Below are 15,664 nucleotides of genomic sequence, written 5' to 3'. Positions count from 1 at the left end.
ATAATAGAAAGTGTAATTTTAATGAGTGGGGGCCTTCATCCCCCGCTCATTCCTATGAAGATTACATTAAAAAAAGCATCCAATTAGTTTAATTGGATGCTTTTTTATGTATATTTATCAGTTCATTCACTTTATAGCTATATATAATAAACTTAAGATTACTATTCATTATCATACTTACGCTTTCCGTAGCATTCTAGAAAAGAATGTGACGATTAAAATAAAGACGATTGCACCTAATAACGCTGGAAGAACAAAAATACCTCCCCATTCAGGGCCCCAGTGACCAAATAATGCACTGCCAACCCAAGATCCAATTAATCCAGCAATCACATTACCAACTATACCTAAAGGAAAGTCTTTTCCTGTAATCATTCCAGCTAACGCACCAATAAGTCCACCTACAATACACGTAATAATAAGTCCCACAATTAACCCTCCTATATTAGTTTTATATTGTATTTATCAAGCTTTGGTATGTAACCAAAGCTTGATAAATATGTATTATTCTTTATTATCCAACCCATCACTTATCTTTTGTTTCACTTTTCCGACTTTTTCTTTTATCGTTCCCTTCGTCTTCTCCCACTTTCCTTCATTTTTCAACTCTCTATCTTCTGTAACTTCACCAATTCCTTCTTTTACTTGTCCCTTTTTCTTTTCAACTTTACCCGTAATTTGTTCTTTTAGCCCGCTCTCACTCATATTTCCAATCTCCTTTTCGTAATAGATTTATAGATTTAAAGGATACAAATTTAAAGAGAATATGTGCATCTTCTTTCTTGTAGCCATTCACCGACTCTTTCTAAATCCTTAACGAATAACAAGATTTTTCCTTCATCCAGCTTTTCTTCATAAAAGTTAGCTTCTTCCTCATTAAGTCCTAACTCTTGCATCTTATTTCTTAACTGATCTCCCGTTTTTTGAAAGACATTAATAATGCTTGTCCCAAGTCCCTCCTCTTTTATTCCAATTGTATTCACGTCTGCATTATCTGCGATTCTATCTGTCCTTTCTTTCTCATGTGTTAATACGTAAATATCTTTTTGGTCTATTCCTTTCTTCACGAGATCATTCGCCGCATTCATGACCTCTTTCTCCGTAATAAATTCATATACAAAAGGTTTACTATACTTCGTTTCCATCTTTAACTTCCTCCTTTAAAATGAATTATTTGTTATATTATATGTAGTACACCTATTTTCGAAATGTTAAACATAAAATATGAAAAAATTATCTGAGTTTTGATTTTGATAGAGAAATAGCAGTGTAATTTCCCACTATTATTTTCAAATGTAAAACATCACACATTACCCCTTACAATAACTACCTAAATTAACAGAATATTGTTATAATTAAATTGAAGGAGGGGATAAAATGAAAAAAATTACTTATGTATGTGCTCTAACCGTTCTATCTTTCAGCTTAATTGGTTGTACAAGCACCTCGACTACAGATAAGGCTTCACCAGCTACACAGGAACATACACAAAATAGCATTCAATTAAACTCCACAAATATTATAGACATTGAAATACTTCGAACAAGCAATAATGATATTTCCAAATCTCAAACAGACAATGAAGAAATGATAAAACCTATCGTTTCGGCAGTTCAAAATGGAACCTCGAAAACAATTACATTAGATCAAAAAAAGGAACAATCGGCACATTCTACTATAACCGTTACATATAAAGATGACTCAAAAGAAGAGTTTCTTGTCTGGGTTGATAATAAGAAGCAAATTACAATCGCTAAAGATGAGAAGAAAGGTAAAGTAGAAGCTGTGACATTAAACATGAAACACTCTAAAATGATGAAAGATTTCTTTAAAAATGATAAAACGTAAAAAGGATCTCCTTTAAGGAGATCCTTCTTCTCTTTATACAATTTGCTTTATACAAGCAAACGAAATACATACTATTGTTATGCTCCTTATCATCCGAAGAAGAAATATTAATTATATATTATGGAGACAGTTATTTACTCTTTAGTTATATGACTATCGTTAATATTGATTTGCTAAATCGTGCTGTCCTATGTACCGATGATGACACTAAATTTTTTTATATAGTTGATGTTAAGTAAAGGAAGTAGCTTTACATCCTACTTCCTTTACTTAACCATTTCCATATTTAGACTTTTATAAAATCTATTTAAGGTCTAATTTTGCTAAATCATGTTGTAAAACATTATTTCCTTCTTGTGGATTAAATACGATTGCACTAAGACCAAAAACATTCGTAACAACATCTCTATCATTTGGATGAATTATTCTTACTTCGTAAGCAAAAAGTCCTGGAGGAAGAGCTGCCGAACGAAAAGTAACATATTGATTAGGTGCTAATGTTCGTGTAGAAGGATCTACTAATGGTAACAATACAGGAGAACCAGATGACCAATCAAACATTTCAACAGTTACTCTATGAGTATCATCTGGATCAACATTCATAGCATCAACAGTAAGAAATAAAGTAGCAGAATGTCTACGTAATACACCTGTTGATAACGTTTCATTGTAATTTTTACAACATTTTTTAGAAGAATAGCCATAGCCATAACTCATATCAATTTCCCCCTTTCATTTACAATTAAGGACAAGCATTCCTTATAATATATAATGCTATTATTATTTTATTGAAAGGTATAATAGCGGAATTTCATCTATATTTTCTAATATTTAAGTTTATGTTTGTTCACTCGTATTGAAAATAAAGTGAAACTTTAATCAGTGGGGGTTTTGTTCATCCCCCACTGATTATTAGCCTTCACCAATCGGGCGTTTACGGGCAGCCCGACCCCCACCTAACTTCTTTGCTTCCGCTGAATTTTGAGGTGGGGGTCTTACTGCCCGGCAAATAGCGGGATAAATTTTATATCATTCTTGTCCATGAACTAGTTCCTAAAAGGTCCCTTTTCTACAATAAAAAAAGAGCTGTCCATAAGTCGGTTTCACCAACTTATGAGACAGCTCTTCTTCACTTCACCTTATTTTATCGATGAATCCAAACTGCACCTGCAGACTTGTCTTCTGCTTGGCCTACTACTTCAAATTTTAATCCTAGTTTCGGCAACTTACGTCCTGCATCTGGAATCACGCTGTTGATATACTGCTTAGAATCATCAAATTTCGCAACACCTGGTAATCCTTTATAGTCAAAGATACCGCGAGTTGGCGAATCTACTCTCCATGCTGGCGTTTGATCGAATGAGAATGCAGCATCAGCAATTTGATAACGCGTACTGCTCTTCACAGTCGGTTGTCCATTTAATGTCCCTACGATTGCCTCTGGATGAGAATCTACTACTCCTAAGAATCCTTCACCTGGATGAACCCCTACCCAGTTATCTGTAAAGCTTTGATCCGCATACCATACAACCATTCCTGTATTAAATACTGGACCACGCGCATGTTGTAGCGCCGTGTCAGAACCAGCGTAATTTCTCCACTCTACATAGTAGTTATGTTTCTTCTGTTCAAATCCGTTAGACACCGTAAATCCTTTTAGTGTCATTGCTGGTTGGCCTTCTGCATCATCTGAGAAAACAACTTTTCCGTTTACAGTTAATGCAGCATTATCTAATGCAAATCCTTTATAAGCTACTGCAATATCTGTTAAATACTCAAATTGCAGTTTTACTTTTTTCCCTTTGAATTGGCTTAAATTGTATGATTTATCAACCCACTTACCATCAGTTGTATCCACGCCGCCTTTTACATCTTTTTCGCCCATTCTATCAATGCGTGTCTTCGTTCCATCTTCTGCAATCGCATATACGTCAAGGAAATCATACTTCGCTTCCAGTTCGTAGAATGCCTTATAATCAAACTTAGCATCCGTTGCATTTGTTAAGTCAAATACTGGTGTCTCAAGTGTTGTATGAATGTCATTTCCTTTTGTGCTGTAGTAAAACTTCTTACCAAATGCCGATTCGATATTTTTAATATCTTTGTCCGGTAAGTTAACACGAACGATTCCTGGTCGTTTTGATTTTGTAACACTTTGATCTAAATATGTTGCAACACCGACTCCCGTGCGAAGTTTATCGTAATCTACCTCAACGATATTCGCCCAATTGCCCTTCATATTCTTTTGGAAAAACTCTTTATTTTGTGGTGAGAAACTTGTTGGCTCTGTTCCCGCAATTTTTCCAGCCCAGCTACCGCCACTCATAATAGACCAAGACTCAACAGGTTCACCTTGCCCTGAGTACTTCGTATCGTACTCATCTGGTAATCCTAAATCATGACCATACTCATGCGCAAACACACCAACCGCTCCATCTTCAGGCTCGATTGTATAATCGTATGCAGCCATCTTTCCGCCCCAATTTGAAACAGAAGATTTTGTGCCATCAATCGCATATGGTTTTGATCCAAGTTTTGAACGATGAGACCAAATTGCATCATCTTTCAATTTACCGCCACCAGCTTCTTGACCAACACCAGCATGTACAACCATTAAATGATCAATAATGCCATCTGGCTCGTTTTTATTTCCATCACCATCTTGATCGTATTGATCAAATTGATCATAGTCTGCTAAATTGATCCCTTTTGCTACCGCTGCTTTTAATGCTTCTTTCACAAAATCACGTGGCCCTAAAGGACCTTTGTTATCATGACCAGTTCCAGCATCCGCACCATAGTCTGAAGCTTTTCCTGGAACAGTAAGCCATTCCGTTACAGTTCCATCAACTGTGTAGCTACCACCAGATTGTTCTTCATAATATTGTTTAAATGTGTTAATCTTCGATCCATCAAATAACGTAAACGGTTCATCACCAAATAACATTTTTTGATAATGTTCACGATTGAAGTCCTTAGAATACATGTATCCTGGCTCTTGATCAATGTTGTTATGCTTAAAATCGCTAAATTCTACGAGTAAAACAAGTACTTTATCTTTTCGAACAGCTCCATTGTACTCAGCTTGCTTCGCTGATGTAGTAGGTACTTTTCCATTTAATTTCCCTGGATTTAATCCTGCACCTTGTCCAGCTACTGGTCCTACTTCTGGCTGCTGCGCCTGTTCATTTTCCTTCATTTTTGAATCTTTTACTTTTTTCATAAAATCAGAAGCTTCTTGCGTAAGACTATCTCCTGTCAAGACTTCTTTCCCAGGGTTTTCCCCTTTCTTGTTCTCAACATATTTTTCAACAGCCTTTGACGTCTCAGCTTGTGATGCAGATTGATCAATTACGCCCCGTTGTTTTAGCGCTTCTGCCAAACGCTCCTCCGGTATTAAATGCTCATCTATCGGTAGAGATGATGGCGCATCAGCATACGCCGCATGACTTCCAAAAGCAAAACTACTACTTAGTACTGCCGCTGTTGCTAAAACTGATAATGGTTTTAACTTCTTATCCTTTTTCAATGCATTTCCTCCCCAGTGTCTGCAAATTATCGTTTTTTTGTCGATAACAACATAATATTCGTTATAATACGAATATTCAATCTTTTTCAACAACCAAAATGTTGAGAAATATTTTTTGTGCAGGATGAAATACGTAAGATAGCAAAATACAAAGGTTCTGCTTATTTATGTTTTTTTAGTTTTGCATATAACCATAAAGTGGGATTACTTGTTCTTTCAAATTGATAGCGATGGAGTAAAATGCTTATTTACAATACTAAGGAAATACAACATACAAACAGGCTGTTATTTGTTTTAAGTACAATAGTCATACTTGCTCGATGCACTTATTTTTTGGCAATAAATAAATGATCACCATCTAAGGAATCTTATTTATATTCTAATTACCTTTTAAATTATCAGAAAATTGTTGAAAAAGTTTTTTCTTACTATCTATCATTCTATCACACTTAATTTCTTGCTAGTATATACATATCAATATACAAATAAATATAGTAGAAAGCGGGGAGAATTATGGTAAGTCATCTAAAAACAAAAGATATAATCACACAACTTTTAAATAATTGGTATCAAGAGATACGTGCCCAGCACCTAAAAGAAGCAAAACATTTAAAAACAGAGATTGATACACACATAAAAAGTATTAATGAAGATCCAAATTTACTATTCCATTACTCACTTCTTACTTTTCGCTTTAAAGTTTTGCTCGATCATTTAAGCATCACACCCACAAGCTTCCAGGCAATTGATTCACTGGATATACCAAAAAATGAATCGTTGTCTTATTATTATCACTTTTTCAAAGGGATTCATGCCACACTAATTTCCAACAACAATGAAGCCTGGGAATACTACGAAAAAGCCGAAACACTATTACAACATATTCATGACGATCTTGAAATAGCCGAGTTTAGCTATCGTTTTGCTAACTTCTATCTTCATACCTATCAACCTCTATTAGGAATTCAACATGTGACTAAAGCTAAAGAAATCTTCTCTAAACATAATGGCTATGAAAATAATGTTGCCGCTTGTGAGAACTTATACGGTTTAGCATGTATTGATATAAAACAATTCCCTGTAGCAGAAGAAAAATTTAATTCTGCAATAGATATTTTACGTAAAAATAATGAGGATTCCCTAATATTAAGAGTCCGCAATAATTTAGGTTTTTTATATAGTAGCCAAAACTTATCCGCTTTAGCAATTCGACACTTATCAGAAGTAACAACTAAAAATCCAGAGCATTTTAGGGCCATCTTCCTTAAAGCTAGAGAACATTTAAAGATTGGGGAACTTGAACAGTCGGCCGAGTTAATTGAACGAGGATTAGCAATTTGTGAGAAGCTAGACAATAAAGAATACCTATATCATTTCAAACTTTTAGATTGTATAAATAAAGGTGTTTCGGCTGCTATTCTCGAAGAATTATCTTTGGAAGCTATCTCATTTTTCGACACACAACAACTCTATACTTACACACAAGAATACACTGAAAAATTAGCAATCAAGTTTTACGAAGAAAGCGACACTGTAAAAGCTAGTAAATACTTTTATATTAGTCATCAAGCTAAAGAAAAAACTTTTGAAAAAGGAGCGTTAAAATAATGAAAAAACTTTTTGGAACGATTTTAGGTTTATCACTTTCAGTTGCACTATCTATTGGATTAGCATTCCCTTCACAATCAGATTCTAAGAAACAAGTTGATTCGACTAAATCTAGTACAATTATGTACATGCAATCCAGCCACGGTGACTCCTGGTAATACAAAGAGTTTTTTATCTGTTACCATCATTAATTAGGAAAAGGGCACTCCCTCAATGGAGTGCCCTTTTCCTAATTAATAGACAACATATAGCAGACTACTTATTAACTTCAGCCCATTTAACCTTGAACTCCGCACCGAAATCATTTGCGCAACACGTTCGAAAATATAAATCTATGATGTTAGAAACAGACTAATCGTCTGTTCTTGTTGTGTTAATTTCATACTAAAAAGGAATGTGTTGTATCATGTTGAAAACATAATTTATAACCAAATCGATTTACTTTCATTTACTTTTAAATAAAGATTAAAGAGAGCTTTTAAATCCATCTTTATTCTAAAGCTACAAACGAGCATACATTATGCTCGTTTTTCAATTGGTAGTTTAAATGTAAAAGTACTGCCTTCCCCTAATTTACTTTCAACGGTAATTTCTCCTCCGTGTAGTTCGACAATCCATTTTACCATCGACAATCCTAAACCTGTGTTTCCAATATTTGAAGATTTCCGTGCTGCATCAACTCGATAGAAGCGTTCCCATATTTTCGTAATATGTTGCTCGCTGATGCCTATGCCATTATCGGAGACTTTACCTATTATGTTCGTTCCATCACGGCAGAGTTGTACATTCACACTACCATTCTCTTTACCATAAGCAATCGCATTCGTTAATAAATTCATTAACAAACGCATCATCAATGTTTGGTCTGCTTTCATAAACAGGTCTTCCTCTATATTTGTTGTTATATCAATCGAAGCTTCTTGAACCATTAATGAAAGTTCTTCTACAACGATTTCCGCTAATTCACTCATATTGATACATTCAAATTGAAAAGTATCATGCTTTCCTTGGTCAACTCGTGCTAATAATAACAGTTGCGAGATTAACGAGGACATTTTACGCGATTGCCTTAAAATTACTTCTAACGATTCTTCCATTTCTTTCGGATTATGCTTCTGCGATAAAGCGTATTCGCATTGCGAAATAATAACAGATGTTGGTGTTCTTAATTCATGAGATGCGTCAGATGTAAATTGTTTTTCACTTTCAAATGATGTCTCCAACCGCTCAAACATTTTGTCAAAGGTTTGTGCTAAATGATACATTTCGTCTTTCGATGAACCTTGTAAGTTAATCCTCTTCGAAAGGTCTTTACCATCACCAATTTCACTCGCTGAATCACTCATTTGTTTCACAGGTCGAAACGCTCTTTTCGTAATAAAATAGCCGCCCACTGCCGCAATGAGAATAAGTAATGGAAAGGTAATGAGTGTTACCAAAATAATCGTACTCATCGTTGATGACAATTGATTCATGGTCATGATTCCACGAACCCAGACTTGCTCATCCCCGCCCGCATGATAGAGAAAATCATATACGATCCATTCTTTATTACCATTTTTAATGATTTGTATTTCATCGGATTTAAGCAATCCCTTTTTATTAAAGCCGGCCGGATTATGTCCTGCCAGTAGCTCACCTTGCTTACTATAAATGAGTATATTTACTCCATCTTCTAAAGTTTCAAATTCATCGTCAATCTTTAACTTTCCATGCTTATATTTGATATCTTCGATGCTATCTTTTACCGTGCTCTTTAATTGATTTTTCATATTAAAAAGCAAAACTTTATCTGAAGAAGTTAAAATAAAAGCTAACACGAGTGCCATAATAATTACAACTAACCCCGTATACCATAGGGTTACTCTCATTTTTATTGATAGTCTTTTCATGATTCTACTCGCAATACGTAACCAGTGCCTCGCACCGTATGAATTAACTTCGTTTCAAACTGGCTATCAATTTTTTTACGAAGGTATCGGACGTAAACATCAATAATATTTGAGCCACCTTCATAGTCGTAATTCCACACATGTTGCTCAATTTTATCTCGTGTCAACACAACTTCTTTATTGCGAATCATATATTCTAAAATAGCAAATTCTTTACTGGAAAGATTAATAACCTGGTCTCCCCTTGTTACTTTATGCATATTGCAATCCACCACTAGATCAGCAATTTCAAACACATTAGAGGTATTCCCTGTTTTTCTTCGCATCAACACTCGAATTCTTGCTAATAGTTCATCAAAAGCAAATGGCTTTACTAAATAATCATCCGCACCTAAGTCGAGTCCTTTTACGCGATCATCAATTGTATCTTTAGCTGTAAGAAGCAAGACAGGAGTTGTATTATTGTCTGCGCGTAATCTTTGTAACACTTGTAACCCATCTATTCGGGGAATCATAATATCAAGCACAATCAAGTCGTAAGTAGCCATGCTTATATAATCCAAGGCATCTGCTCCATTCCCACATCCATCGACACTATAATATTCTGCATTTAATCGTTTTACTAATATATTTTGTAAGTCTTGTTCATCTTCGACAATAAGAACTCGCATTAGCATCCTCCTTTTTTCTTATTATATATATCACTATAGTTCCAAAACATTAAAGAAAGATTAGAAACGATTTAATTATATCATTTTATTTTTTGGCACATTAATCTTCCTTTAATGTTTGTTCAGTAATATAAAGGCAAGGATCAGGTGCTCAATTAAAGGGAGGCAAACATAATGAGAAACTGGATGATAATTGGAGCCATGTCTTGTTTATTCTTAACAGCTTGTTCTACTCAAACTGATAAAGATACAGAAGTACAACAACTGAAAGTAGAAAACGATACGTCACAAAAAGAAAGTGCTCAACTACAACAAGAACCAAACAAAACAGGGCCTGCTACGAATGATACTACGCAAACACAAGATTTCAAAAACGAAGTCTCATCTATTGTAGAAAAGGCAAATAACACGAAACCAGTTGGAGCAAAAGAAGAGGACTTAAATACGTACTTAGCAGCAAAAAAAGAAATTGACCAATTAGATGACAAAATAGATCTATCTGATAATCAGCTAGAAGCAGATTATCGCGCTGGAACGATAACTGTTGAACAATATCAAACACAAGAAAGAGAACAAGATATACTTGAAGATCAATTAGAGCAAGCAGAAAATGCACTTGAAGCAAGATTTGGAATAGATGATTAATCATTAAGGAGTGGATGAAAATGTTAAAACATAAAAAGAAAATAATGATAAGTGTAATTGCTACTTTAGTAATTGGTATCGCTATTGTTGGTGGATATTTTGGTATGGGTTACAATTATGCAAAAAAGAATGACAACTACACAGAAAAACAAGTTCGTGAAATTGCTTTAGCACAAACAAATGGAGAAATTATTCATGTGAAAAAAGAATTTGAATTAGAAGATGACAGCTTAACACAATCTCAATTCGAATATGAAGTGGAAATCAAGACACCTGACAATCTATTGAATGTTTTAAAAGTTAGTGCTAGAACAGGCACAATAGAAATCGATAAAGAAGATTAAAAAATATAATTAAGCAACGTGAATTCCATATTTATAGGAACTCACATGATGGCATTCATGTTAAAAAACAAAAAAACTCTAACTAATTCGTCATGGCGATTTAGTTAGAGTTTTTTTGTTTGAAGTATTCACGAGTATCTACCCTTATCTTTTCAGGTAAAACAATATCAAGTTCTTTATCTAACCATGCAAGAGTCTTTTTACGAAGAAACTCACGCATGTGTTCTTCTGCTTCAAGCATTACTAAGTTAATTGTACAAGAAGAATTGCTAGGTTCACAAGAATTGCAAGCCTCGGCCTCGTCTCGATATAGTAGACCATTCTGTACAATATTTTTACATTGAAAAATAGGTTTTGGACCTTCGACAGCTTCTATTACATCCCAAAAAGAAACATCTTCTGGAGACTTAGCTAACCTATACCCGCCCTTTACACCTGGGACAGAATTTACAATGCCAGCTTTAGATAATTTACCGAAAACTTTTGAAAGAAATGTTTCAGAAAGCCCTTGGAACTCTGCCAAATCTTTTATTCCGACACTTTCCTTGGAAGGAGTGTTAATTAAATAAACTAGGCAATGCAAGGCATATTCAACCCCAACACTATACTGCATATACAAATCACCTGCTTTTTATTTTAAGGGTTATCAAATTGTATCTTAGGACCATTTAGAATTTTAGTCAAATAAAAAAAGGCTCTTTTCGAATAGTATGTATTTCGTTTGACAAAAATAATTTCAGAGCTTATATTAAAGACAAAGTTAATCGACGATTAACTTTGTCGACAATTAAAACGTAAAAACTTTTAAAAAGGGGAAATACAAATGAACAAAACACTTATCATAAACGCACATCCAAAAGTGGATGATACATCATCAGTCAGCATTAAAGTTCTTAACCACTTTTTAGTATCTTATAAAGAATTAATTCCTAATAATGAACCGATTGAACAAATTAATTTATACGATGATATAGTACCAATGATAGATAAAACTGTTTTAAGTGCATGGGAAAAGCAAGGAAATGGACAAAAGTTAACTGATGAAGAACAAAAAGTAACAGAGCGTATGTCCGAAATTTTACAACAATTTAAAAGTGCAAATACGTATGTTATCGTATTACCTTTGCACAATTTTAATATTCCATCAAAGTTAAAAGATTACATGGACAATATCATGATTGCACGTGAAACATTTAAATATACTGAAACTGGATCAGTGGGACTACTTAAAGATGGAAGAAGAATGCTTGTTATACAAGCAAGTGGAGGAATCTATACAAATGATGATTGGTATACAGAAGTGGAATACTCTCATAAATATTTAAAAGCAATGTTTAATTTCTTTGGTATTGAAGATTATCAAATCGTTCGTGCACAAGGAACAGCAGTACTAGATCCAAATGAAGTATTACAAAATGCGTATAAAGAAGTTGAAGAAGCAGCTTCTAGATTGGCTAACAAATAAAATTTTTCACTGGAAGAATGATGATTATAAATAAAGATCCCCTCCACCTTAAGACAGAGGGGATCTTCTAATTCCTATTTCAAACTACCCGCAATCTCCGTAAAGATAACTCCAAGCGCATGTGCACCTGCATCTGGATAGCCTAAACTTCTTTCACCAACTGTACCGGCGCGGCCCATGCGAGCTACGATTTCTTTCGTGTACTCTGCTCCTTTAACGGCTGCTTCTGCACCTTTTTCAAAGGCAGTTTTCACGTCTACTTCGTTTGAGGCGCTAGCTAACCAAGAATCTACACATGGAGCAAGTGCGTCAACAAGTGTTTTATCACCAACTACTGCACCTCTACCGAACGATCTTTCACCGATAGATTGTATGCCTTGCAGTGCTGCTTGCAACATTTCAGCGAATTCTTTCACTGTTAACTCACGCTTCTCGCCTGCTGCTTTACTAGCTGCGCGGAATGCACCGCCCCAAATTGGACCAGATGCGCCGCCGCAATGTTCCATAATAATCATGGAACAACCGTCAAGGAATGATCCGATCGTTACATTTTCTTGTTCTACAATAGAATGCCACTCACGTTTTAATTGCTTAAATCCTTTCGCAACACTCATTCCGAAGTCGCCGTCACCTGCATGTGTATCTAACTCACAGAACGGTACTTCATTTTTAATAATAATGTCGCTCATTTTATCAACGAGATAAATCATGTTGTTTAATGTAATGACATTATCTTTAATCACAGCGTACTCTTCCGCTGTTTCTATTTCAAATGAAACTTCTTTCTCTTCTGCCTCTTCAAGTACATTCACGTACTCTACACTTTCAACTGGTCCATCTACTTTAAACGCTGGTGTATTACATTCTTTCGATAGTAATGTTTTTAGCTCATCATCTAACTTCATCACTGTTAAAGACATACCAGCCATATCAATACTCGTCATATAGTTACCGACGAATACTCTATTAATTTTAATGTTTCTAGCAGCTAATTCTCTCGTAACTGCGTTATTAAATAAGTATAGTTCTTGCAGTGGTGTACCACCAAAACCATTTACTAGAAGCGCAATTTCCTCGCCATCTTTTACTCCTAAATCTTTTATTAAATCATTTGTCATACGTTTAGCTAACTCATCAGCTGACATCGTTTTTTCACGCTTAATTCCTGGTTCGCCGTGAATACCAACGCCGTATTCCATTTCATCTTCCGCAAGTGTGAAAGTAGGTGATCCGCTCGCTGGAACTGTACAAGACGTTAACGCTAAACCGATTGTACGCACGTTAGCCGCTGCTTTTTCCGCTACAGCTTTCACCGCGCCTAAATCCATACCTGCTTCCGCTGCTGCGCCGGCAATTTTATGAACGAGAATAACGCCCGCAACGCCGCGGCGTCCTACTGTATACAGACTATCTTCTACCGCAATATCATCGTCAACTTTTACGTAATCGACTTCAATTCCATCTTCCTTCGCTAAATGCGCACCGTTTTTGAAATTCATAATATCGCCGCTGTAGTTTTTAATAATTAATAACGTACCTTTTTTACTAGCTGTCTCTTTAATTGCTTGATATACCTGAATTTGCGAAGGAGAAGCAAACACATCTCCGCACACTGCCGCATCTAACATTCCTTTTCCGACTAGTCCTGCATGTGCTGGCTCATGACCACTACCGCCGCCACTAATTAACGTTACTTTATTTTCATTCATTTCTTTTTTCTTAATTACTTTATATTTTTTCAAAAGCTCAAGCTCTGGGTGAGCCATAACCATTCCGTTACACATTTCCATAACTAATGTTTCTGGTTTGTTTATAATCTTTTTCATTGTGATTCTCCCTCAATTCCTTTAATATATTGTGATATATTTGAAATCTTCTTCTTACTAACCATGTTAAAATGAAAGCGTTTTATAGTAAACGGACAAAATGGACAATCTGTCTAAAGACACCGCTCTCATTTATAGATAGGATTTTTATATTAATAACATTCTAGGGATGATTCAGATGACCTCTTCTATAATTTCTAAAAAGATAATCGCGAACTCATTGAAATATTTAATGGAAACAGAGTCGTTTCATAAAATATCAGTAAGCGATATTATGTTACACTGTCAAATGCGTAGACAAACTTTTTATTATCATTTTAAAGATAAATTTGAACTATTAAGCTGGATTTATAGAGAAGAAACGAAAGAAAACATTATCGACTTTCTCGACTATGAAACGTGGGAAAACATTTTCGATTTATTATTTGATTACTTTTATGAAAATCAAAAATTTTACCGAAATGCTTTTAAAGTCATTGAACAAAACTCGTTTAATCACTATTTATTTGAGCATACGAAAAACTTATATATGAAGATTATTGATGAACTATCCGTGAGCTGTGGATTCAGCCTTTCTGACGAGACAAAAAATACGATTGCCTCCTTTTATAGTCACGGCTTCGTTGGAACGATAAAGGATTGGATTGAAAGCAAATGCGAAGTAGATCCTTCCATTATGTCTTCTCTCATGAAAAATATGATCAACAATCAATTACTACTATTACTGGAGCAATCAGCAAAGTAATTAAAGGGTGGCAAAAGCAATGAAAAAGATTATGAATGATGTACAACATATCGTTCAAGATATGCTGCATGGCTTTTATTTTGAACATAACGACAAAGTAAATTACGACGAAACAAACAACATCATTTATGTAAAAGATATCGACAAACTAAAGCAAGACGTCACTATTATAAGCGGTGGTGGTAGCGGACATGAACCTGCTGATATTGGTTATGTAGGAAAAGGAATGCTTACAGCGGCAGTAAATGGCAGTATTTTCACTCCGCCTACAGTAGAACAAATTGTCGCAGCTACTCACCTTATACCAAAGGATAAAAGTATTTTATTCATCATTAAAAACTTTAAAGATGATGTTGAGAATTTTCTAGCGGCGAAGCAAATTGCCAAAGAAGAAGGAAGACAAATTGACCACATCATCGTAAATGACGACGTTTCAATTGAAGATGATGCTTCTTTTAATAAAAGAAGACGCGGCGTTGCTGGTACTGTTTTCGTTCAAAAAATACTTGGTGCGGCCGCTGAGAGTGGACATTCTTTAGAAGAACTAACAACAATCGGGCAAGCTGTCATCAAAAACTTACACACATTAGGAGTTGCCCTTTCCCCTGCCAACGATCCAGTAAAAGGAAAAGCTTCATTCACATTAAACGAAGATGAAGTGTTTTACGGCGTCGGCATCCATGGTGAAAAAGGTTACCGTAAAGAATCTCTATCCTCTTCTGAAATATTAGCGATCGAACTGATGAACAAACTAAAAAGTATTTACCGCTGGAGAAAAGGAGACAATTTCGCTATTCTCATTAATGGACTCGGCGCAACTCCACTAATGGAACAATACATTTTCGCAAATGATATTCGCCGTTTATGTGAGCTGGAGGGATTACAAGTGAAGTTCGTAAAGGTCGGCACACTGCTAACTTCTTTAGATATGAAGGGTGTTTCGCTCAGTTTGCTTAAAATAGAGGATTTGGATTGGGTGGAATGGTTGAAGGAAAATACGGAAACTGCTAGTTGGTAATACAAATAGGATGGCTTCAATTGGCCATCCTATTTTTGTACGAAATTCAGCTATTAAAAAAATTCTGCCCTCA

17 protein-coding genes and 1 pseudogene are annotated in these 15,664 nt (G+C 35.2%); 9 read left to right on the top strand and 9 right to left on the bottom strand.

The window, feature by feature from the left end:
* Window positions 1-177 precede the first annotated feature (177 nt).
* The 3 genes from ACS2MN_RS06365 to ACS2MN_RS06355 all read right to left on the bottom strand — a co-directional run bounded on the left by ACS2MN_RS06365 (window position 178) and on the right by ACS2MN_RS06355 (window position 1,145).
* A complete protein-coding gene (locus ACS2MN_RS06365; RefSeq protein WP_000522903.1) occupies window positions 178-429 on the bottom strand; it encodes a GlsB/YeaQ/YmgE family stress response membrane protein in 252 nt (83 codons plus the stop codon).
* Between the two features lie 75 nt (window positions 430-504).
* Window positions 505-705 carry a CsbD family protein gene (locus ACS2MN_RS06360; RefSeq protein WP_000004263.1) on the bottom strand — a complete coding sequence of 67 codons (201 nt, stop codon included), beginning with the start codon at window positions 703-705 and terminating at the stop codon, window positions 505-507.
* 50 nt (window positions 706-755) lie between these two features.
* The gene (locus ACS2MN_RS06355) at window positions 756-1,145 is read right to left on the bottom strand and encodes a general stress protein (RefSeq protein WP_000448810.1); all 390 of its coding nucleotides are present in this window, start codon (window positions 1,143-1,145) and stop codon (window positions 756-758) included.
* 232 nt (window positions 1,146-1,377) lie between these two features.
* On the opposite strand from ACS2MN_RS06355, the gene ACS2MN_RS06350 reads away from it, so the two are divergent.
* The gene (locus ACS2MN_RS06350) at window positions 1,378-1,848 is read left to right on the top strand and encodes a hypothetical protein (protein WP_346994068.1); all 471 of its coding nucleotides are present in this window, start codon (window positions 1,378-1,380) and stop codon (window positions 1,846-1,848) included.
* A 71-nt stretch (window positions 1,849-1,919) separates the two neighbouring features.
* A pseudogene (locus ACS2MN_RS06345) lies at window positions 1,920-2,087 on the top strand (YolD-like family protein); the annotation flags it as partial.
* Window positions 2,088-2,151: 64 nt separating this feature from the next.
* Here the strand turns inward: ACS2MN_RS06345 and ACS2MN_RS06340 are convergent.
* On the bottom strand, window positions 2,152-2,565 hold the full coding sequence (locus ACS2MN_RS06340) for a hypothetical protein (RefSeq protein WP_000120220.1): 414 nt from the start codon (window positions 2,563-2,565) through the stop codon (window positions 2,152-2,154).
* Between the two features lie 427 nt (window positions 2,566-2,992).
* Window positions 2,993-5,377, bottom strand: a complete 2,385-nt coding sequence (locus ACS2MN_RS06335) for an immune inhibitor A domain-containing protein (protein ID WP_346994067.1) — start codon at window positions 5,375-5,377, stop codon at window positions 2,993-2,995.
* A 513-nt stretch (window positions 5,378-5,890) separates the two neighbouring features.
* On the opposite strand from ACS2MN_RS06335, the gene ACS2MN_RS06330 reads away from it, so the two are divergent.
* Together ACS2MN_RS06330 and ACS2MN_RS06325 are read left to right on the top strand one after the other, a co-directional pair.
* Window positions 5,891-6,985 carry a RapH N-terminal domain-containing protein gene (locus tag ACS2MN_RS06330; RefSeq protein ID WP_000253571.1) on the top strand — a complete coding sequence of 365 codons (1,095 nt, stop codon included), beginning with the start codon at window positions 5,891-5,893 and terminating at the stop codon, window positions 6,983-6,985.
* On the top strand, window positions 6,985-7,143 hold the full coding sequence (locus tag ACS2MN_RS06325; protein WP_000732343.1) for a hypothetical protein: 159 nt from the start codon (window positions 6,985-6,987) through the stop codon (window positions 7,141-7,143). The genes ACS2MN_RS06330 and ACS2MN_RS06325 overlap by 1 nt, the downstream gene beginning before the upstream one ends.
* Window positions 7,144-7,503: 360 nt before the next feature.
* Here the strand turns inward: ACS2MN_RS06325 and ACS2MN_RS06320 are convergent, their stop codons facing one another.
* Complete coding sequence (locus ACS2MN_RS06320) at window positions 7,504-8,877, bottom strand: sensor histidine kinase (RefSeq protein ID WP_346994066.1); 1,374 nt, start codon at window positions 8,875-8,877, stop codon at window positions 7,504-7,506.
* A complete protein-coding gene (locus ACS2MN_RS06315; RefSeq protein WP_001264538.1) occupies window positions 8,874-9,548 on the bottom strand; it encodes a response regulator transcription factor in 675 nt (224 codons plus the stop codon). Before ACS2MN_RS06315 ends, ACS2MN_RS06320 begins: the two co-directional genes overlap by 4 nt.
* A gap of 174 nt (window positions 9,549-9,722) precedes the next feature.
* On the opposite strand from ACS2MN_RS06315, the gene ACS2MN_RS06310 reads away from it, so the two are divergent.
* Window positions 9,723-10,193: a hypothetical protein gene (locus ACS2MN_RS06310; protein ID WP_098709040.1), complete on the top strand. Its 471-nt coding sequence runs from the start codon at window positions 9,723-9,725 to the stop codon at window positions 10,191-10,193.
* 20 nt (window positions 10,194-10,213) lie between these two features.
* Window positions 10,214-10,537, top strand: coding sequence for a PepSY domain-containing protein (locus tag ACS2MN_RS06305; RefSeq protein ID WP_087949085.1), 324 nt, complete (start codon window positions 10,214-10,216; stop codon window positions 10,535-10,537).
* A 100-nt stretch (window positions 10,538-10,637) separates the two neighbouring features.
* Here the strand turns inward: ACS2MN_RS06305 and ACS2MN_RS06300 are convergent, their stop codons facing one another.
* Entirely contained in the window at window positions 10,638-11,150 is a 513-nt protein-coding gene (locus ACS2MN_RS06300; RefSeq protein WP_001200345.1) for an RrF2 family transcriptional regulator, read from the bottom strand.
* A gap of 210 nt (window positions 11,151-11,360) precedes the next feature.
* On the opposite strand from ACS2MN_RS06300, the gene ACS2MN_RS06295 reads away from it, so the two are divergent.
* Window positions 11,361-12,002 carry an FMN-dependent NADH-azoreductase gene (locus ACS2MN_RS06295; RefSeq protein WP_001044357.1) on the top strand — a complete coding sequence of 214 codons (642 nt, stop codon included), beginning with the start codon at window positions 11,361-11,363 and terminating at the stop codon, window positions 12,000-12,002.
* Window positions 12,003-12,076: 74 nt separating this feature from the next.
* Here the strand turns inward: ACS2MN_RS06295 and dhaK are convergent, their stop codons facing one another.
* Window positions 12,077-13,828: a dihydroxyacetone kinase subunit DhaK gene (dhaK, locus tag ACS2MN_RS06290; protein ID WP_088056140.1), complete on the bottom strand. Its 1,752-nt coding sequence runs from the start codon at window positions 13,826-13,828 to the stop codon at window positions 12,077-12,079.
* Window positions 13,829-14,006: 178 nt separating this feature from the next.
* Between dhaK and dhaS the strand changes: the two genes are divergently transcribed.
* Both dhaS and dhaQ read left to right on the top strand, forming a co-directional pair.
* Window positions 14,007-14,573 (top strand): dihydroxyacetone kinase transcriptional activator DhaS, encoded by a 567-nt coding sequence (gene dhaS / locus ACS2MN_RS06285; RefSeq protein WP_000204220.1) that lies wholly within the window; start codon window positions 14,007-14,009, stop codon window positions 14,571-14,573.
* A 7-nt stretch (window positions 14,574-14,580) separates the two neighbouring features.
* Entirely contained in the window at window positions 14,581-15,591 is a 1,011-nt protein-coding gene (gene dhaQ, locus ACS2MN_RS06280; protein WP_198129972.1) for a DhaKLM operon coactivator DhaQ, read from the top strand.
* Window positions 15,592-15,664: the final 73 nt, after the last annotated feature.

This window comes from Bacillus cereus group sp. BceL062, from assembly GCF_051780025.1.
In the GTDB taxonomy this organism is placed as follows: domain Bacteria; phylum Bacillota; class Bacilli; order Bacillales; family Bacillaceae_G; genus Bacillus_A; species Bacillus_A toyonensis.
Note: the sequence above shows the minus strand (reverse complement) of the source record. Positions and strands in the feature narration are given on the sequence as shown.